Here is a 17,269-nt window from a genome sequence, read left to right on the forward strand (position 1 = left end):
GAGGATCAGAGGCCTTGCTTGAGCGAGGCTTCGATAAACACATCCAGATCGCCGTCCAGCACCTTCTGGGTGGCCGAAACTTCAACGTTGGTGCGCAAGTCCTTGATGCGGCTGTTGTCCAGCACATAAGAGCGGATCTGATGACCCCAGCCCACATCGGTCTTGGTGTCTTCGAGCTTTTGCTGCTCTTCTTGGCGCTTGCGCATCTCGTAGTCATACAAACGCGAGCGCAGGCGTTGCCATGCCACATCACGGTTGCTGTGCTGCGAGCGGCCATCCTGACACTGCACCACGATATTGGTGGGAATGTGTGTCAGGCGCACGGCAGAGTCGGTCTTGTTAATGTGCTGACCACCGGCGCCCGAGGCGCGGTAGGTGTCGGTGCGCACATCAGACGGATTGATGTTGATCTCGATAGAGTCATCAATCTCAGGGTAGACAAACAGCGAAGAAAAGCTGGTGTGACGGCCGCCGGACGAGTCAAACGGGCTCTTGCGGACCAAGCGGTGCACGCCAGTTTCAGTGCGCAGCAGGCCGTAGGCGTATTCGCCTTCAACTTTGATGGTTGCGCTTTTAATACCGGCCACGTCGCCAGCGGTTTCTTCTTCGACGGTAGTCTTGAAGCCTTTGCGCTCTGCGTACTTCAGGTACTGGCGCAGCAGCATGCTGGCCCAGTCACAGGCTTCGGTGCCGCCGGCACCGGCTTGAATGTCGATAAAGCAGTTCAGCGGATCCGCCTCGCCACCGAACATACGGCGGAACTCGAGTTCTTCGATCAGCGGCTTGAGCTTGGCGGTTTCGGCTTCGATGGTTTCAAGGCCGGCGTCATCGCCTTCTTCCTTGCTCATCTCGAACAGCTCAGCGTTGTCAGTCAACTCACCCGTCAGCTTTTCCAGCGTCAACACGACGTTGTCTAGCGACTTCTTTTCCTTGCCCAGCTCTTGCGCCTTCTTGGGGTCGTTCCAGACGGCAGGATCTTCCAGCGAGGCGTTTACTGTGCGCAGGCGTTCGTATTTAGCATCGTAGTCAAAGATACCTCCGGAGATCGGCCGTACGAGCGGCCAGATCTTCGAGGTTGTTGCCGATAGAGTTGACGCGTTCTGCTTCCATGATGATTCCGTAGTGTTCTTGTTGAGAAATAACTGCAGATTTTCTCATGCCGTGGAGCTGTGGGGAGGCAATGGCCTTGGCTAGGGGCTTTTCAGTATGAAAAGCGCGAAATTTTGAATAAGAGATATGTCAATGAACGCGAAAATCTTTATGGGTAAATGAGTTACCTTTAGTAGCATTCTCTGGATGGAATTCGCCTCCACCTAGTTGAGCTGTCTTTTTCAAAGGCTCTGCTGCCTTCTGCACTTCTGCTCCCAGCAGTTCTCCACGGCTATTAGCCCACTTATTCCTTTGTCATGACATTTTTTCGCAATCTCAAGCTGGCCCATAAGCTGCTTTTGTCTTTTGTGCTGCTTTTGGCGATAAGTGCCGTTTCAGGTCTGTATGGACTGATTCAGATTGAGCGCGTTAACAGCACCGCCACTGATTTGGCTCGTCAACGCTTACCCAGCGCTAAGGCATTGCAGGATATGCGTTACCTGTTGCAGCGCTACCGCGCACAAGCCATGCAGCATGTCATTGCTCAGACGACGGCAGAGATGGAGATTTATGAAAAAACCATGCCAAAGGTCTGGGATGAATTGCAGAAAAATCAGCAGGAGTTTGCTAAATACGCAAAAACAGAGAAAGAACGTGAGTTGCTGGCTAGTGTGGTCAAGCAATCGCAAACTTATGCTGAGCTGATTGCGCAGGTCATTAATTACTCACGTCAGCTGCGTAGTGATGAAGCAAGTGAAATTTTGCGGGTCGATTTGCTCGCTGTTGTTCAAAAAATGAATGGCCAAATCAATGAATTGGCTGAAATCAATGTGAATGCGACAGAAGCTGCCAATCAGGCCGGTGATGAGTTGTATGAGACCGCCCGCTTGTGGGTCATCGCATTGTTGCTAGGCGCTATTGCCTTAGGCTTGCTGCTTGCCGTGACGATTGCGCGCTCCATCTCTAAGCCGCTGGAGTCGGCTGTCAAGCTGGCGCAAGCGGTTGCGGGGGGCGATCTTAGTGCCCAAATCACGGTGCAAAGCCGTGATGAGATTGGCCAGCTGCTGCAGGCCCTCAAAGACATGAACACCAGCTTGCAGCGCATTGTGGGCCAGGTGCGCCAGGGTACGGACTCCATTGCCTCGGCCAGCAGTCAGATTGCCAGCGGTAACCAAGATTTGTCCTCGCGTACCGAGGAGCAGGCCAGCTCGCTGGAGCAGACTGCGGCTTCCATGGAGGAGCTGACTTCTACCGTGCAGCAAAATGCGGGCAACGCCCAGCAGGCCAATCAGCTGGCCACTGCTGCATCGCAGGTTGCCGTGCGCGGCGGTGCTACGGTGGCGCAGGTGGTGCAGACCATGTCGGCCATCAATGATTCGTCGCGCAAGATTGTGGCCATCATTGGCGTGATTGATTCCATCGCCTTTCAGACCAATATTTTGGCGCTCAATGCAGCGGTGGAGGCTGCCCGCGCAGGTGATCAGGGACGCGGCTTTGCCGTGGTAGCTTCTGAAGTGCGTACTCTGGCCCAGCGCTCTGCTGAGGCAGCCAAGCAGATCAAGCAGTTGATTGATGACTCTGTTAACAAGGTACAAGAAGGCGGCAGCCAGGTGGGTGAAGCTGGCAAGACCATGGATGAGATCGTGATGAGCGTGCGCCGCGTCACCGATATCATGGGCGAGATTTCGGTGGCCAGCCATCAGCAAACCTCGGGCATTGAGCAAGTGTCGCAAGCCGTCATGCAGATGGATCAGATGACTCAGCAGAATGCCGCGCTGGTGGAAGAAGCAGCCGCAGCGACCGACGCGCTGCGTGTGCAGGCGGCTGCACTGGCTGAGACGGTGAGCTTCTTTAAGCTTGACGCTCAGGCTGCAATGCAGGCCGCTCCCGCTTTGGCACCGGCTAGCCATTTTCGCCAGACTCCCGCTCGAGTGACTGCTCCTGTTCAGGCCCGGCCTGCCATCAAGCCTGCGGGCAAAGCGGCAGGCAGCCCGACAGTTTTGTCCGTCAGCAAGCCTGTTGCCAAGTCCAAACCCCTCAGCACGACGGCAGGTGATGACGAATGGGAGACTTTTTAAAGTTGTAGATCTGACTGGGTGGTTTTTGCTCAAAGAAAAACCCCGCAGCCAATGGCATGCGGGGCGCTTTAAAGTGCTGGCTGAAACTTAGCCGCCGCGCGTCACCGGTACTTCGGCGTTCTTGCCGTAGCTGCCGTATTTACCCAGTTCCCACTTGGCAATGGCGTTGCGGTGCACTTCATCCGGGCCGTCGGCAAAGCGCAGTGTGCGCGCAGCCGCATAGGCGTAGGCCAAAGGGAAGTCATCACACATGCCGCCGCCGCCATGCACCTGCATGGCCCAGTCAATAACCTCGCAGGCCATGCTGGGGGCGACGACCTTGATCATGGCGATCTCGGTACGGGCGACCTTGTTACCAGCCACGTCCATCAGCCATGCGGCCTTGAGCGTCAGCAGCCGGGCCATGTCGATCTTGCAGCGCGCCTCGGCAATGCGCTCTTGCGTCACGGTTTGCTGGGCCACGGTCTTGCCAAAAGCCGTGCGGCTGCTGGCGCGCTTGCACATCAGTTCTAGCGCACGCTCGGCCAGACCAATAAGGCGCATGCAGTGGTGAATACGGCCGGGGCCAAGGCGACCCTGAGCGATTTCGAAGCCACGGCCTTCACCCAGCAGGATATTGCCGATGGGCACCCGCACGTTTTCAAAATACATCTCCATGTGCCCGTGGGGCGCATCGTCATAGCCCATCACGTTGAGCGGGCGAGCGATACGGATGCCCTTGGCATCGGCTGGAATGATGATCATGCTCTGCTGCGAGTGCTTGGCAGCTTCGGGGTCGGTCTTGCCCATGGTGATGTAGACCGCGCAGCGTGGGTCGCCTGCGCCGGAGATCCACCATTTGTGGCCGTTGATGACGTACTCATCACCCTGGCGTTCGATGCGGGTGCAGATATTGGTGGCGTCAGACGAAGCGACTTCAGGCTCGGTCATGGCGAAGGCGGAGCGGATCTTGCCTTCCAGCAGGGGCTTGAGCCAGCGGTCTTTGAGCTCGTCGCTACCGTAGCGGGCAATGGTCTCCATATTGCCGGTGTCGGGGGCCGAGCAGTTGAAAACCTCAGAGGCCCAGGGCACAGCGCCCATGATTTCTGCCAGCGGTGCGTATTCCTGATTCGTCAGGCCTGCGCCGTGATAGCCCGAGGCTTCGGCGCTGTCCACAGGCAAAAACAGGTTCCATAGACCTGCGGCCTGGGCTTTGGGTTTGAGCTTTTCAATGGTCTCGAGCGGCGTCCAGCGCTTGCCTGCGGCGGTGTTGGCGAGCAACTCGGCGGCATAGTCTTTCTCTGCCGGATAAATGTATTCGACCATGAACTTGAGCAAACGTTGCTGCAGGTCCTTGGTCTTGGGCGAGTAGTCGAAGTCCATGAGTGCTCCTTGTTGTTCAACGAAGAAATGGCGTGAAAAAGATTTAGCTGCGCTGGGCGAAGGACCAAGCCAGCTCGGCCATGGGGCGGGCGGTGTCGCCAGAGGCCTTGGCTTGCGCGCTGGAGGCCGTGCCGGCTTCCACACGCTTGGCAATGCCTTGCAAGATGGCCGCGATGCGGAACATGTTGTAGGCCAGATAAAAGTTCCAGTCTCGGTGCAGCGTGGCGATGTCTTGCAGGCCCGTGCGCTCGCAGTAACGGCGGATGTAGTCGGCCTCGGCGGGAATGCCAAGCGCCTCAATATCAATACCGGCAATGCCCCGGCCAAGCTCGGCCGGGATATGCCAGCTCATGCAGTGGTAGCTGAAGTCGGCCAGCGGGTGGCCCAGTGTGGACAGCTCCCAGTCCAGTACGGCGATCACGTGCGGCTCGGTGGGGTGGAACATCAGGTTGTCCAGCCGGTAGTCTCCATGCACGATGGAGACGCGGCTCTCATCCCTGGCGCTGGCGGGCATATTGGCGGGCAGCCATTCCATCAGCTTGTCCATGGCCGGGATGGGCTGGGTGACGGAGGCGACGTATTGCTTGCTCCAGCGGCCAATCTGGCGCTCAAAATAGTTGCCACTCTTGCCATAGTCGGTCAGACCCTGATCGGCAAACTTCACGCTGTGCAGGGCCGCAATCACCCGGTTCATCTCGTCATAGATCTCGGCGCGCTGAGTGGGCGTCATGCCGGGAAGGGACTGGTCCCAGAGCACGCGGCCTTCCATGAATTCCATGACGTAAAATGCGCGGCCGATGATGGATTCGTCTTCGCACAGCGCATACATATGGGGTACTGGCACATCGGTGCCGGCCAGCCCTTTCATCACGCGGTACTCTCGCTCAATGGCATGGGCAGAGGGAAGCAGCTTAGCGACCGGGCCGGGCTTGGCGCGCATCACATAGCTTTTGGCTGGCGTGATCAGCTTGTACGTGGGGTTGGACTGGCCGCCCTTGAACATCTCCACCTGCAGCGGTCCCTCAAAGCCCTGCACATGCTGAATCAGCCAAGCCGTCATCACCTCGGTATCAAAAGCATGCTGATCGGAAACCGCGCGGGTGCCGACGAAATGGTCAAAAGTGCTCATGCCGGTTTAATCCTTTGTTCGATTTTTGATGGCCAGGGCGCAGCCTGCCACGCGGCACAAGAGGTGCAGCGAGCGAATGCGTGAAAGGGAAGGGAGTTGCCGCAGAACGCGGCAAAGAAGCGAGAAGAAAGCGGACTGTGAAAACTGGCGCGATCCAAGCCAGAGACATCAAGCAAGGACCGCCCTGCCGCGAAGATGTCGTCCCCCTCCCGCGAAGCGAGAGAGGGGGCTGAAGGCTTGGACAGACTGAAGCAAGGCCAGCTCTGATGGCCGCAAGCAAAGCGGCTCAAGGGGAGTCCTAATGCTCTGTATCGGCGATGCGCAGCAGCGTCGCTCGGTCGCGCACAATGAGGCCGCCCGGCTCGATACGGATGACTTCCTCGCGCTCCATGGATTTGAGTTCCTGATTCACACGTTGGCGCGATGCGCCAAGCAATTGGGCCAGCTCTTCCTGCGCTAGATGCAGGCCAATGCGAATCTCGCTGCTGTCTGACAGGCTCATCACGCCATAGCTGCGTGTGAGGTGCAGCAGCTGCTTGGCTAAACGTGCACGCAGCGGCAAGGTGTTGAGGTCTTCCACCAAACCATAGAGCTGGCGCACGCGGCGAGCGTTCAAGCGCAAGATGGCTTCGGAGAATTCCACGTGTTCGGTCAGGATGCGCTTGAAGTCCGACTTGGTGATGCACATCAGCGTGGTTTCGCCATGGGCATAGGCATCGTGCGTGCGCTTGTCTCCATCCAAAATGGCCACATCGCCGAACCAAATCCCCGGCTCCACATAGGTCAGCGTGATTTGCTTGCCCGTGATCGATGTGGAGCTGACGCGCACGGCACCGCGCGCGCAGGCAATCCATTCCTCGGCCGGTTCGCCGCGTGCGCAGATAAGTGCACCATCTTTGAATCGTTTGACGTAAGCGCATCGAAGAATGTCGTGCCGCAAAGAGGGCGAAAGGGATGAAAACCAGCGACCAGAGTTGATCGCCTCACGTTCTTCAATACTAAGAATTGGTTCGTCCATGTTCTGTCTTATGCGTGACTGGTAATCGCCTCATTGTCGCGTGTGGGACCAAGACTGATGAGGGTGTTTGCCTCAGGGTTGTCACTTGTGCGTCCGCTGTCAGCGAGATTTTTTGACCCATCGAGCGACCAAAAACAAAAATGCCCGCTGGTTTGCGGGCATTCAGAAGAGTTTTGAGTAAAAGCGCTACATGTCTTTATCAATCAAGCACAAGCAGCTATTGTTTTTGTAGTGATTGTTTTATGCCGCAGCCTGCATGCGCTCCAACAAATTTTTGGCAGCGGCTTCTGGGTCAGGTGCGTTGACCAAAGCCCGCACCACAGCAATCGAGCCCACACCGGTGGCGCGCACGGCAGGAAACATGTCTTCAGAAATGCCGCCAATGGCCACCAGCGGGTACTGCTTCATCAAACGCACATAAGCGGCCAGACGCGACAGGCCCTGGGGCGCAGTCGCCATCTTCTTGAGTGTTGTGGGAAAGACCGCGCCCAGCGCGATATAGCTCGGCTGCACGGCGTGGGCGCGCACCATTTCGGCGTAACCATGGGTTGAGACACCAAAGCGTGTGCCAGACGTGCGAATCGTCTCCAAATCGCGGCGGCCGATCACATCCAGATCTTCTTGCCCGACGTGGATACCGTAGGCGCCCGCATCCAGCGCGGCTTGCCAATGGTCATTGATGAACAGATGTGCATTCGTGCCTTTGACGGCTTGCACAGCGGCCTTGATCTCGCGGGCCACAGCGGCTTTGTCATCGGACTTGAAGCGCAGTTGCACGGTGGGCACACCGGCGCGAGCCATGCGTCCCACCCATTCGGCCGTGGGAAGCACGCCATATAGGCCCAGATTGCGCGGGCAGTGGGCAAAGGCCTGCGCGGGGGCAGCGCTGCTCAGGCCAAAGTCACGCGGTTCATCAGGCCAGTGCGTAGCGTCGAACTGGTTGGTTCGCTCGCTCTGGCGTTGCCAGGCTTGGGCCAGCGTTTCCGCATCCACGGCAATAAAGCCCAGCGCACTGCAAGCTTGCAGCGCCGCCAGATAGGCAGGCTCGTTACGCAGCGCAGGCGGTAAGGGCTGGGGTGTTAGCTCGACCGAATTGGCATCGTGGTGCAACTGGGCGCCAAAGGCTGCGCCATGCTGGTGAATGATGGCTTGTGTCAGTGCCTGAATTTCTGCGGAGTCCATGACGGCTGCCTTTATTCCTGATGCCAGAAAGGGGTGCCGAGCACAGGGGTGCTGGGCTGGGCCGATTTCTGCTCGGCCATGGCACCTGCGCGGTAAGCGGCGTGACCGGCGTTGACGGCATCCGAGAAGGCGCCGGCCATGACCACGGGGTCTTCCGACAGCGCGACGGCGGTGTTCAGCAGAACCGCGTCATAACCCCATTCCATCACTGTGCAGGCGTGCGATGGGCGGCCCAGACCGGCATCCACAATCAGCGGCACCTTCAGGCGCTCGCGCAGCATCTGCATGGCGTAGGGGTTGACAGGGCCACGGCCCGTGCCAATGGGCGCAGCCCAGGGCATAACGGCTTGGCAGCCCACGTCCACCAGCTTCTGGCAAAGCACCAAGTCGTAGGTGGTGTAAGGCAGCACCTGAAAACCATCCTTGATGAGGATGGAGGCGGCTTCGACCAGATTCAGCGTATCGGGCTGCAGCGTGTAGTCGTCGCCAATCAACTCCAGCTTGATCCAAGGCGTATCAAACACTTCACGGGCCATCTGAGCCGTAGTCACGGCTTCTTGAATCGTCATGCAGCCTGCGGTATTTGGCAGCACGGGCACGTTGAGCTTGCGCAGCAACTCCCAAAAGCTGGCGCCCGTCTCTGCGGCATTGCTGCCTTGGCGGCGCAGAGAAGCTGTGACCATGGCGGGCTTGGAGCGCTCAACAGCAGCTTCCAAAATGGCAGGCGATGGGTAGCGTGAGGTGCCCAGCAGCAATCGGCTTTCAAAACGCTGGCCGTACAGAACCAGTGCGTCGTCGGTAGTCTTGGTGTTCATGATTTGTTTTTGTTGGTTTCAACCACCCGTCACGGGGGAAATAACTTCCATCTTGTCGCCGTCACTCAGTACACAGCTTTCGTATTGAGTTTTTGGCACAAAAATCGTATTGACCGCCACGGCAAATGGCGGCTTGGCCTGCATTTGCGCCAGCGCATCGGCCACGGTGGCGTTGGCTTGCAGGTCGGTGGCGTGCTGGTTGAGGGTGATCTTCATGGCTTTACAACGAAAAAATAGGCTGGCGTGAACTTAAAGCTTGAAATCAAAGTTCAGGCGCGGTGAATGGCGACATCAAATTGGCGCGCCAATGGGGAGTCATTGTGGTCCACCAGCTCAAGCACCACGTCCAGCATGGCGGGCGAGATCATGAAGCCGTGGCGGTACAGGCCGTTGACTTCCATGGTGCGCGGGGCCATCAGGCGCACGGCGGGCAGATTATCGGGCAGGGTGGGGCGGCATTGGGTAGCTATCTCCACAATCCGGCCTTCGGCAAAGCCGGGGTGCACGGTGTAGGCGGCAGATAGCAACTCCAGCGTCGATCGCACGCTGGCGGGCGACATATCGTCGGACTCGATCTCGGTTGCGCCAATAACGAACAGATGATCTTCCTTGGGGGCGATATAGATGGGATAGCGCGGATGAATCAAACGAGTGGGTCGGGCCAGCGTGACTTCGGGTGCATGAATGCGCACCACCTCGCCGCGAATTCCGCGCAGGTCTTTCCACTGCGTGCGGGCGCCCAAGCCCCGGCAGTCGAAGACGAAATCGGGCTGACCTGTCTCGCTGGGGCGGAAGTCACTTAACTCGCGCGGGCTGTTCCAGTGCTGGTTGACGCCCAGTGCGGTGAGCTTTTCTACCAGCGCAGCCAGCAGCTGGCGGTTGTCCAACTGGCCTTCACCTGGAAGGTACACGGCCTGATTGAAGCGGCCTTGCAGAGCGGGCTCGCATTCTTGCAGCGCAGCGCCCGTCTTTTCTTCCATAGCCGGCAGGCTGGGGTTGATGCGGCGGTTTTTCTCCAGCAGGCCGAAAAAGCGGGCAGCGTCGCCTTGATCTTGGCGGTGCCAGAGAATCAGCGTGCCGTTTTGTTGCAAAAACACATGCTGGTTGAGCTGGCCAATCAGCTCTGGCCAACGCTTTAAAGCGTGCTGGCCCATGCGCACCACGCCGGGCTCGGTAATGGCCGACTCGGCCAGCGGCGCCAGCATGGCGGCGGCCACGCGTGCGGCAGCGCCATCGCCTTGCGGGCCATGGGCGTCATACAGATCGATGGAGTGACCGCGCTGGGCCAATGCCAGCGACAGCAGGCGCCCCATGAGGCCGGCGCCCAAAATGGCGATCTTTGAAGAAGCTTGTAGCAATGACATAAAGCAAAGACGTATGCAATTCGTTTTTCAGCCATGCATATGACCCATGGTCATATGCAGGACAAAACGCGGCATGTCTTGCAGCTTGTGAAACTCCCCACGCCAGCATGATCTGGATCGGGTGCAGAGGGCAGGGCCCTCAGGGTGTTTCTCAGTCCTCGCAAGCACTTTTTCTTGCTGGACACCCCTGTTTCGTCCGTCGGGGATTACAGCACAACCGCAAACACAGCGTATTGACCATGATGGACCATACGTATGGGGGATAATTTTCCCTTATGACAGTGACTGCATCCATCCATACCGCCCCCCACTCCGGCGCTGCCCCTAAGCGCTATGCGCGCGTGCTCTCCATCGCTGGCTCGGACAGTGGCGGCGGCGCGGGTATTCAGGCTGACCTTAAGACCTTCGCGGCTCTTGGCTGCTATGGCATGACCGCAATTACCGCCATCACCGTGCAGAACACGTTGGGCGTGACTGGCATTCACGGTATTCCACTCGATACCGTGCGAGGCCAGATTGATGCCGTGGTGGAGGATATTGGTGTGGATGCTGTCAAGATCGGCATGCTGGCCACGCCTGAAGTCGTGACCGTTGTGGCAGATGCGATTCGTCGTCATAACCTCAAGAGCGTGGTGTTGGACCCGGTGATGGTCGCCACCAGCGGTGATCGTTTGATTGTTCCCGAGACGGCGCAGGCCTTGGTCAAAGAGCTGTTTCCACTGTGCACGGTCATCACGCCTAATTTAGATGAAGCTGCACTGCTGCTGGGGCGCAGCATTGATGGCATTCCTGCACTGGATGCCGCAGTAGCAGATTTGCTCGCCATGGGCGCACCGGCAGTGTTGCTCAAGGGTGGGCATTTGAGCGGCAATGTGGTGATGGATGTACTGGGTCAGCAAGGGCAAAGCGCTGGAGATTATTTGCGCTTGCAGTCTGAGCGCATTGCCACGCACAACGGTCATGGCACGGGCTGCACGCTGTCTTCGGCGATTGCTTCGTTTTTGGCGCAAGGGCTGGCGCTGGAGCAAGCGGTGACCGAAGCGCGCAGCTATATCCTCGGCGCCATTGAAGCTGGAGCCGATGTATATACAGGCCATGGCCAGGGCCCGCTGAACCACGGCTATGCGCCGTGCAAACAGCTGATTATTTAGAGCCGCTAACACCACCCTTGATACGTCGTTGCTTCGCCTTGTCGTACCTTTTGTACTGCCTGCGGCTTCGCCCCTCGTCTCAAACGCAAACCTGCGGTTTGCTGGGTTGTGTTAGCAGCTCTTAGTCCTCATAAGGGAGAGTGCGATGCAGATGGTTCAACGTTTCTCTCTGTGCGCTGCTGTCATGACGGCTGCAGCCCTGCTGAGTGCTTGCAGCAGTCCTTCTCAGGCTCAGCCGAAAGTGAGTAAGGAGGACGTGTTGCTCATCAATGCCAAGTCGCTGAATGGACAACTGCTGGACGCTGCTCGCACGGGCGATGCTGACAAAGTGCAGCAATTGCTGGCACAGGGCGCTGAGGTAGATGCCCATGAGTGGCTTCTTACTGACACGCCGCTGCTGCTGGCTGTGCGCGGCAACCATGTGCCGGTAGCGCGATTGCTGCTGATGAATGGGGCGAATCCCAATTTTCAGAACGTGATCGATGACAGCGCTTTTTTGCTGGCAGGCGCGCTGGGCCGCACGGAGTTGGTGCGCTTGATGCTATCGCATGGGGCAAATCTCAAAATCACCAACCGCTTTGGAGGCACAGCGCTGATACCGGCTTGCGAGCGCGGCCATGTGCAGACAGTGCAGGTGCTGATTGCCGCAGGCGTGGATGTGAACCATGTCAATCGCTTGGGCTGGACATGCCTGATGGAGGCTGTGGTGCTAAGCCAAGTCGGGCCCGAGCATCAGGCCATCATCCGAGCACTGATTGAGGCCAAAGCAGACCTTAACCTGCCCGACAAGAACGGTGTGACGGCGCTGGCCCACGCCCGTCAGCGCAATCAGACTGAAGTCGTACACCTTCTGCAGGCAGCGGGTGCGCGTTGACTTTAATGAAAACAAGCTTCAAGTGCATAAATCATCTAGGCTTGAAGCTATTGTTTTGATAGTGATTGCTTGTAATTGCTTGTAGTGCGATGAGGCGGCTACCGCGCGGTGTTGCAAATGACGCATTGCCGCCGCCGCCACCGCAAAGGTAGGCAGGGCCGAGCCCACGGCCGTCGTCACATAAGGCCCCAGGCGGTAGAGATAATGCCCAGCATGAGAGAAGGTAGGACTCGTCCATAAAAAACCGCAGCACTGTGGCTACGGTTTTTAGTTCTGCTGATACGGCTTAACTGCGGTTATTGCGGCTGGAGCTACTCTCAGGCTCTGGGGCGCTGCGTTTTTCAGCCGCGTTTTGGCCTAGTACGGAGGGAACGCCCTCCATCTTGTTGGTGCGCATGTATTCATCCATGTCCTTCCAACCTGAAAACACCAGCGCTTTGGATGCTTTGGGGTTTAGTACGTAGCAATCTTCCAACCCACGCATGGCGTGGCGGCAGGCGCCGCCTATGGCCTTGGCCTCAGAATCTTTCGCCACAGCGCGTGGGTCCGGGCCTAGGCCGGGAATGTCTTCGATTTTGCAGCCTGCCAGCACCAGGGGCAGCAGGGCAATGGCAAGCGCGCGGGAGAGGTGGTTTGGCTTCATCTTGTCTGGGTATCGGCAAGCGCTGGAAAAAATTGAGGCTGAGCTTGAAATATCTCTCAACATTCAAGTTGGCGCAAACAAAAAGGAGTGCACAGGGCACTCCTTTTTAGACATTCAGGCAATCGCCTGAAGGCGCTTAGTCGCGTTCGCCGCCCATGATGCCCAGCAGTGCCAGCAGGCTCTGGAACACGTTGAACAGGTCCAAGTACAGCGACAGGGTAGCGCTGATGTAGTTGGTTTCGCCGCCGTCGATGATCTGCTTGAGGTCATACAACATGTAGGCAGAGAAGATGCCGATAGCCAGCATAGACAAAGCCATCATGCCAGCGCTAGAGCCGACAAACACGTTGATGATGCCGCCCACCATCAGCACCAGAGCGCCGACGAACAGGAACTTGCCCATTCCCGACAGATCACGCTTGATCACCGTGGCCAGCATGGCCATGACGAAGAAGATACCTGCCGTGCCGGCAAAGGCCGTCATGATCAGTTGTGTACCATTTGAGAAGCCCAAAATCATGCCGATCATGCGCGAGAGCATCAGGCCCATGAAGAAGGTGAAGCCCAGCAGCACAGGCACGCCTGCTGCAGTGTGCTTGGTCTTTTGAATGGCGTACATGAAGCCGAAGGCGCCGCCCATGAACACCAGTAGGCCCGTAAAGCCTGTCAACGAGCGGGTGATGCCGGTGGCCACGCCCAGCCAAGCGCCCAGCACGGTAGGTAAGAGGCTTAGTGCCAGCAGCCAATATGTGTTGCGCAAGACACGGTTGCGCTCTTGCTGCGAGACACCGTAGCCCGCAGTGCCCAGTGTGGTGACTTGTTCGTTCATGTAGCCATTCCTCCTTCAGGAAATTTATGTAAAAACATTGTCATTCTAGGTGGGGGTGTTGAGAAGCTTTTGCAATACCCGGATGCACTGGGGCAGTTTTAGGATGAAATGTTTTGCGCATGGCATCTACTTTGGCCTTCCAAGTACAGAATATCCTCTCTATATTGATATCACAACGGAGCTTTGCACCTATATGAAGACCAAGCATGAACTCGAACTGGCCGACGTGAAAGCCATTGCAGCAGCCGCTGAAGCCGAAGCGCTCAAGCACAACTGGCCTGTGACGATCTCCATCGTGGATGACGGCGGTCACTTGCTGCTGCTGCAACGCATGGATGGTGCTGCAGCGATCTCAGCGCACATCGCCCCTGCTAAGGCACGCTCTGCTGCTATTGGCCGCAAAGACACCAAGGCGTTTGAGGACATGATCAACAATGGCCGCACAGCTTTCTTGAGCGCGCCTTTTGTGGATGGTCTGCTCGAAGGTGGCGTAGTTATCGTTAAAGATGGCCAAATCTTGGGTGCGGTGGGTGTGTCTGGCGTGAAGGCCAGTGAAGATGCACAGGTTGCCAAAGCAGGTATTGCTGCTTTGGGTCTGTAATTCAAGCCTTGTGTGAGCGGTTCTGCCCGACTGGGCTAGATTAAGGGCCGCTCACAACACCCTTTGGTTAGCTGTTTGGTGCTAACGGTTCTAAAAACAAAACCCCTGCCGCTTGATGCGCGCAGGGGTTTTGTTTTGAATGCTTGTGAGTAAAAAGCGCGTGGCTATTGAGGTGTGAGCGAAAGAGAGGGCTTGCGCTCTACAGCAACTGTGGCTGGCGAATACGACACTTTCGGTGTCGCCCCACGATGAAACGGTTAGAAGTAATCTATTTGGTCAGAATAAGTTTGCCCAGCTTGGTCGCTTGCAGACGGTATGGCATACCGTTGTGCACAATGGTGATGGCTTTTTGTCCATTGAGCAGCATTGCACTGTCTACGCCGATGTGAACGTTTTCAATGGCTGCCGAGCTTGCAGCAACCATCGGTGTGGCTCCAAGTTGACTGGGCTGTGAGGTCGCAACAAGCGATGCAGACATGCCGGAACTCCTTAATTTCTAAACTGAGTTAATGATAACGATTCTCAGTTAAATTGCAAGTGATAACGACTCTCATTTCGTAAATATTTTGCAAAATAGCTAGCGCGGCAAGGCCTAGGTGGCTAATGGGGACTTAGCGAGCATGTTGTGGCCATGAATTGAGAGAGATAAATTATCTAAATTAATAGCAGAAGGTCTATGTAAATCAATGGCTGTAGGCTTTTTATATTGATTTTCAATAAAAAAACGGCCCTTGCTAAGGGCCGTCGATTGCAGAGCTAGGCTGCTGATTATTTGGCGGGATCAGTCACAAAACCAATCTTTTTGACGCCAGCGCGCTGGGCGGCAGCCATGGCCTGAGCCACGCGTTCGTAGCGCACATCTTTATCGCCGCGAATATGCAGGTCAGCCTGAGGCTCTTTAGCAGCCTCGGCCAGCAGGTTGGTTTCAAGCTGCTCGTCGCTTACTTCTTGCGTATTCCAAGAGTATTTGCCATCAGCGGTGATACCCAACTGCACAGTGGCAGGCTTGGTCTCTTCAGGCTGATTGGTGGCGCGCGGTAGCTCCACATTCACAGAGTGGTTCATCACGGGTACGGTGATGATGAAGATGATCAGCAGTACCAACATGACGTCCACCAAAGGCGTCATATTGATCTCATTCATCACCTCATCACTGTCCCCATCGTCCATGGTTCCGAATGACATGGCTTAAGCGCCTTTCTTCAATGGCAGTACGTTGCCAGAAGCTTGGCCTTCCACGGTAACGCGGGCGCCGGTCACAAAGTAGGCGTGCACGTCGTGGCCAAAGCTATTGAGCGTGTTCAAAATACCCTTGTTGCCGCGCACCAGTGCGTTGTAGCCCAGCACGGCTGGAATGGCGACGGCCAGACCCAAGGCGGTCATGATCAGCGCTTCGCCGATGGGGCCGGCCACCTTGTCGATCGAGGATTGGCCCGAGGTGCCAATAGCGACCAGTGCGTGGTAAATGCCCCAGACCGTACCGAACAAGCCGATAAACGGAGCCGTAGAGCCGACGGACGCCAAAATGGCCAGGCCCGATTGCAGGCGAGCTGTGAACTCATTAATGCCATTGCGCAGGCAGCGGGTCACCCAGTCGCTGATGTCTAGGGTGTCATGGAGGTGGGCGCTGGTCTTGCGGTGGTGGGCAGAAGCTTCGCGGCCTTCGAGCACCATGAAGCGAAATGGGTTTTGCTTGTCATCGCCCAGCTTTTGCAAGCCAGCGGCCATGTCCGCACTATGCCAAAAGTCTTGCGATTGGTTGGCGAACTTTTTGAACTTCATCAAGTCCAGCGCCTTGATGATGATGACCAGCCAAGAGGCCACTGACATGGCCACCAAAATGATGGCCACGGCCTTGGTCACGAAGTCGCCCTGTGTCCAGACGTGTGCAATGCCGAATTGGGATTCCATGGGTACTCCTGAGAACTTCTGAATTATTTGAGAACAAAATTGATGGGGACAATGTGCCACATGGGTTCGGGCACACCGTTGCGCTTGCCGGGAACAAATCTCCAGCGTTGCACAGTGTTGATTGCAGCTTCATCCAAGCGCTCAAAGCCGCTGGACTGCTTGACATCGATTTTCTCAGGCTGGCCCTGAGCGTTGATATAAACGCGCAGCAGCACTTTGCCTTGCTCGCCCATACGCTTGCTCACCGAGGGATAGGCGGGTGATGGGTTGTTCAGATAAGCCGCATTGCTTGAAGGCTGCTCCACCTGAGCCGGGGCCGGTGGTGCGGGAGGTGCAGGTGGGGCGGGCGGTGCTGGTGGAGCAGGGGGCGCTGGAGGCGCCGGTGGGGCATTGTCAGCCTTGCTGTCGTTGTCTTCCAATGCTCCCTTTGGGGCGGAAGGTGCAGGCGTTGTGTCTTTGATAGCCTTGGGCAGCGGCGGCGCTTTTTTTGTCTCCGTCTTGGGCTGAGCCTTCGGCTGAGGCTGCGGTGCTGGCTTGGGGGGCGCTGCTGGTGGCGGAGGGGAAGGCGGTGCGGGCGTTGGCGCAGGAGGCGCCACAAACTCTGCAATCACGCTAGCGGGAATCACTATCTCTGCTGGTTTTTGTTGGGCAAAGCCATGCTGCATGGCCCACAGGGCAGCAGCGTGCACAACCACCACCGCACCAGCAACTGCCATATTGCGGCTGAGGCCGCTGGCAGGTGCAAATTGATCAGACTGGGACATAAGAGCGGAAAGTGCCACCAGTGAATGCTGGAGCAAGTAAAGAAAAGCGCTGGTTACTGCGAGTGGGGGAGTTTATAAGGCAAAAGAAATTAATCGCAGAGGTCGCTGGTTAAGCACCATCAATCACGAAAAATCCACTATGAGCATGCCATCACAAGAATCAGACTGCCGACAAGGGCTGAGAAGATAGTGAGGTGGGCCATGCTTTGCTCTCCAGAATTTTGGTGGCAAGCTGAACTGTTTGTACCGGCGCACAGGCATGTGCTTCGTTGTGAATGGCCGCAATAGGGCGGCTCGCGCTGCACTGGGCAACCACATCGCGTGCGCAGCCTTCGCAGCGCCCACATTGCGTGGCGACTCCCAGTTCAAATTGGATTTCGTCAAAGCTCATCCCCGCATGGGCGTGGCGTGCTATTTCTCGGTCAGAAACCCGGCGGCATACACAGACGATCATGGCTA

The 17,269-nt window shown here is 57.1% G+C and carries 19 protein-coding genes and 1 riboswitch; of the genes, 4 read left to right on the forward strand and 15 right to left on the reverse strand.

Annotated features, from left to right (window positions below):
* Positions 1-5 precede the first annotated feature (5 nt).
* Positions 6-1,110, reverse strand: a protein-coding gene (gene prfB / locus KUF54_RS04970) for a peptide chain release factor 2 (protein ID WP_219345560.1) whose coding sequence is annotated in 2 segments (ribosomal slippage) — positions 6-1,028 and positions 1,030-1,110 — 1,104 coding nt in all. Because the reading frame shifts where the segments join, the coding sequence is not laid out codon by codon here.
* 296 nt (positions 1,111-1,406) lie between these two features.
* Between prfB and KUF54_RS04975 the strand changes: the two genes are divergently transcribed.
* Positions 1,407-3,167, forward strand: coding sequence for a methyl-accepting chemotaxis protein (locus KUF54_RS04975; protein WP_219345561.1), 1,761 nt, complete (start codon positions 1,407-1,409; stop codon positions 3,165-3,167).
* An 87-nt stretch (positions 3,168-3,254) separates the two neighbouring features.
* Here the strand turns inward: KUF54_RS04975 and KUF54_RS04980 are convergent, their stop codons facing one another.
* The 7 genes from KUF54_RS04980 to KUF54_RS05010 all read right to left on the reverse strand — a co-directional run bounded on the left by KUF54_RS04980 (position 3,255) and on the right by KUF54_RS05010 (position 10,037).
* On the reverse strand, positions 3,255-4,529 hold the full coding sequence (locus KUF54_RS04980; protein ID WP_219345562.1) for an acyl-CoA dehydrogenase family protein: 1,275 nt from the start codon (positions 4,527-4,529) through the stop codon (positions 3,255-3,257).
* A gap of 43 nt (positions 4,530-4,572) precedes the next feature.
* Positions 4,573-5,658 carry a phosphotransferase gene (locus KUF54_RS04985; protein WP_219345563.1) on the reverse strand — a complete coding sequence of 362 codons (1,086 nt, stop codon included), beginning with the start codon at positions 5,656-5,658 and terminating at the stop codon, positions 4,573-4,575.
* 298 nt (positions 5,659-5,956) lie between these two features.
* The gene (locus KUF54_RS04990; protein ID WP_219345564.1) at positions 5,957-6,676 is read right to left on the reverse strand and encodes a Crp/Fnr family transcriptional regulator; all 720 of its coding nucleotides are present in this window, start codon (positions 6,674-6,676) and stop codon (positions 5,957-5,959) included.
* Positions 6,677-6,916: 240 nt separating this feature from the next.
* Entirely contained in the window at positions 6,917-7,858 is a 942-nt protein-coding gene (locus tag KUF54_RS04995; RefSeq protein ID WP_219345565.1) for a thiamine phosphate synthase, read from the reverse strand.
* 11 nt (positions 7,859-7,869) lie between these two features.
* The gene (locus KUF54_RS05000; protein WP_219345566.1) at positions 7,870-8,673 is read right to left on the reverse strand and encodes a thiazole synthase; all 804 of its coding nucleotides are present in this window, start codon (positions 8,671-8,673) and stop codon (positions 7,870-7,872) included.
* Between the two features lie 18 nt (positions 8,674-8,691).
* On the reverse strand, positions 8,692-8,889 hold the full coding sequence (gene thiS, locus KUF54_RS05005) for a sulfur carrier protein ThiS (RefSeq protein ID WP_219345567.1): 198 nt from the start codon (positions 8,887-8,889) through the stop codon (positions 8,692-8,694).
* A gap of 53 nt (positions 8,890-8,942) precedes the next feature.
* A complete protein-coding gene (locus tag KUF54_RS05010) occupies positions 8,943-10,037 on the reverse strand; it encodes an FAD-dependent oxidoreductase (RefSeq protein WP_219345568.1) in 1,095 nt (364 codons plus the stop codon).
* 77 nt (positions 10,038-10,114) lie between these two features.
* A riboswitch (TPP riboswitch) is annotated at positions 10,115-10,236 on the reverse strand.
* Positions 10,237-10,312: 76 nt separating this feature from the next.
* Between KUF54_RS05010 and thiD the strand changes: the two genes are divergently transcribed.
* Both thiD and KUF54_RS05020 read left to right on the forward strand, forming a co-directional pair.
* On the forward strand, positions 10,313-11,188 hold the full coding sequence (thiD, locus tag KUF54_RS05015) for a bifunctional hydroxymethylpyrimidine kinase/phosphomethylpyrimidine kinase (protein ID WP_219345569.1): 876 nt from the start codon (positions 10,313-10,315) through the stop codon (positions 11,186-11,188).
* Positions 11,189-11,333: 145 nt separating this feature from the next.
* Entirely contained in the window at positions 11,334-12,062 is a 729-nt protein-coding gene (locus tag KUF54_RS05020; RefSeq protein ID WP_219345570.1) for an ankyrin repeat domain-containing protein, read from the forward strand.
* A gap of 286 nt (positions 12,063-12,348) precedes the next feature.
* Here KUF54_RS05020 and KUF54_RS05025 read toward each other — a convergent pair whose 3' ends face one another.
* Entirely contained in the window at positions 12,349-12,705 is a 357-nt protein-coding gene (locus KUF54_RS05025) for a hypothetical protein (protein WP_219345571.1), read from the reverse strand.
* Between the two features lie 136 nt (positions 12,706-12,841).
* The gene (locus tag KUF54_RS05030) at positions 12,842-13,534 is read right to left on the reverse strand and encodes a Bax inhibitor-1/YccA family protein (RefSeq protein WP_219345572.1); all 693 of its coding nucleotides are present in this window, start codon (positions 13,532-13,534) and stop codon (positions 12,842-12,844) included.
* 193 nt (positions 13,535-13,727) lie between these two features.
* Here KUF54_RS05030 and KUF54_RS05035 point away from each other — a divergent pair, with 193 nt between their 5' ends.
* Positions 13,728-14,135: a heme-binding protein gene (locus KUF54_RS05035; RefSeq protein ID WP_219345573.1), complete on the forward strand. Its 408-nt coding sequence runs from the start codon at positions 13,728-13,730 to the stop codon at positions 14,133-14,135.
* A 268-nt stretch (positions 14,136-14,403) separates the two neighbouring features.
* On the opposite strand, the gene hemP is transcribed toward KUF54_RS05035, so the two are convergent.
* The 5 genes from hemP to KUF54_RS05060 form a co-directional block, all read right to left on the reverse strand.
* Positions 14,404-14,613 (reverse strand): hemin uptake protein HemP, encoded by a 210-nt coding sequence (gene hemP, locus KUF54_RS05040; protein WP_219345574.1) that lies wholly within the window; start codon positions 14,611-14,613, stop codon positions 14,404-14,406.
* A 290-nt stretch (positions 14,614-14,903) separates the two neighbouring features.
* On the reverse strand, positions 14,904-15,320 hold the full coding sequence (locus tag KUF54_RS05045) for a biopolymer transporter ExbD (protein ID WP_219345575.1): 417 nt from the start codon (positions 15,318-15,320) through the stop codon (positions 14,904-14,906).
* Positions 15,321-15,323: 3 nt separating this feature from the next.
* A complete protein-coding gene (locus KUF54_RS05050) occupies positions 15,324-16,046 on the reverse strand; it encodes a MotA/TolQ/ExbB proton channel family protein (protein ID WP_219345576.1) in 723 nt (240 codons plus the stop codon).
* A 23-nt stretch (positions 16,047-16,069) separates the two neighbouring features.
* Positions 16,070-16,810: an energy transducer TonB gene (locus tag KUF54_RS05055; protein ID WP_219345577.1), complete on the reverse strand. Its 741-nt coding sequence runs from the start codon at positions 16,808-16,810 to the stop codon at positions 16,070-16,072.
* Positions 16,811-16,970: 160 nt separating this feature from the next.
* A complete protein-coding gene (locus tag KUF54_RS05060; RefSeq protein WP_219346275.1) occupies positions 16,971-17,264 on the reverse strand; it encodes a bacterioferritin-associated ferredoxin in 294 nt (97 codons plus the stop codon).
* Positions 17,265-17,269 lie beyond the last annotated feature (5 nt).

The sequence above is a fragment of the Comamonas sp. Y33R10-2 genome (assembly GCF_019355935.1).
Lineage (GTDB): Bacteria > Pseudomonadota > Gammaproteobacteria > Burkholderiales > Burkholderiaceae_C > Comamonas.

Bases quoted from the DNA above. Each gene is read 5' to 3' on its own strand.
- KUF54_RS05055 (WP_219345577.1), bottom strand. From the start codon at position 16,810: ATGTCCCAGTCTGATCAATTTGCACCTGCCAGCGGCCTCAGCCGCAAT.
- thiD (WP_219345569.1), top strand. From the start codon at position 10,313: ATGACAGTGACTGCATCCATCCATACCGCCCCCCACTCCGGCGCTGCC.
- KUF54_RS05035 (WP_219345573.1), top strand. From the start codon at position 13,728: ATGAAGACCAAGCATGAACTCGAACTGGCCGACGTGAAAGCCATTGCA.
- KUF54_RS04995 (WP_219345565.1), bottom strand. From the start codon at position 7,858: ATGGACTCCGCAGAAATTCAGGCACTGACACAAGCCATCATTCACCAG.
- KUF54_RS05025 (WP_219345571.1), bottom strand. From the start codon at position 12,705: ATGAAGCCAAACCACCTCTCCCGCGCGCTTGCCATTGCCCTGCTGCCC.
- KUF54_RS05020 (WP_219345570.1), top strand. From the start codon at position 11,334: ATGCAGATGGTTCAACGTTTCTCTCTGTGCGCTGCTGTCATGACGGCT.
- thiS (WP_219345567.1), bottom strand. From the start codon at position 8,889: ATGAAGATCACCCTCAACCAGCACGCCACCGACCTGCAAGCCAACGCC.
- KUF54_RS05060 (WP_219346275.1), bottom strand. From the start codon at position 17,264: ATGATCGTCTGTGTATGCCGCCGGGTTTCTGACCGAGAAATAGCACGC.
- KUF54_RS05000 (WP_219345566.1), bottom strand. From the start codon at position 8,673: ATGAACACCAAGACTACCGACGACGCACTGGTTCTGTACGGCCAGCGT.
- KUF54_RS04985 (WP_219345563.1), bottom strand. From the start codon at position 5,658: ATGAGCACTTTTGACCATTTCGTCGGCACCCGCGCGGTTTCCGATCAG.
- KUF54_RS05010 (WP_219345568.1), bottom strand. From the start codon at position 10,037: ATGTCATTGCTACAAGCTTCTTCAAAGATCGCCATTTTGGGCGCCGGC.
- KUF54_RS04975 (WP_219345561.1), top strand. From the start codon at position 1,407: ATGACATTTTTTCGCAATCTCAAGCTGGCCCATAAGCTGCTTTTGTCT.
- KUF54_RS05030 (WP_219345572.1), bottom strand. From the start codon at position 13,534: ATGAACGAACAAGTCACCACACTGGGCACTGCGGGCTACGGTGTCTCG.
- KUF54_RS04980 (WP_219345562.1), bottom strand. From the start codon at position 4,529: ATGGACTTCGACTACTCGCCCAAGACCAAGGACCTGCAGCAACGTTTG.
- KUF54_RS05045 (WP_219345575.1), bottom strand. From the start codon at position 15,320: ATGTCATTCGGAACCATGGACGATGGGGACAGTGATGAGGTGATGAAT.
- hemP (WP_219345574.1), bottom strand. From the start codon at position 14,613: ATGTCTGCATCGCTTGTTGCGACCTCACAGCCCAGTCAACTTGGAGCC.
- KUF54_RS04990 (WP_219345564.1), bottom strand. From the start codon at position 6,676: ATGGACGAACCAATTCTTAGTATTGAAGAACGTGAGGCGATCAACTCT.
- KUF54_RS05050 (WP_219345576.1), bottom strand. From the start codon at position 16,046: ATGGAATCCCAATTCGGCATTGCACACGTCTGGACACAGGGCGACTTC.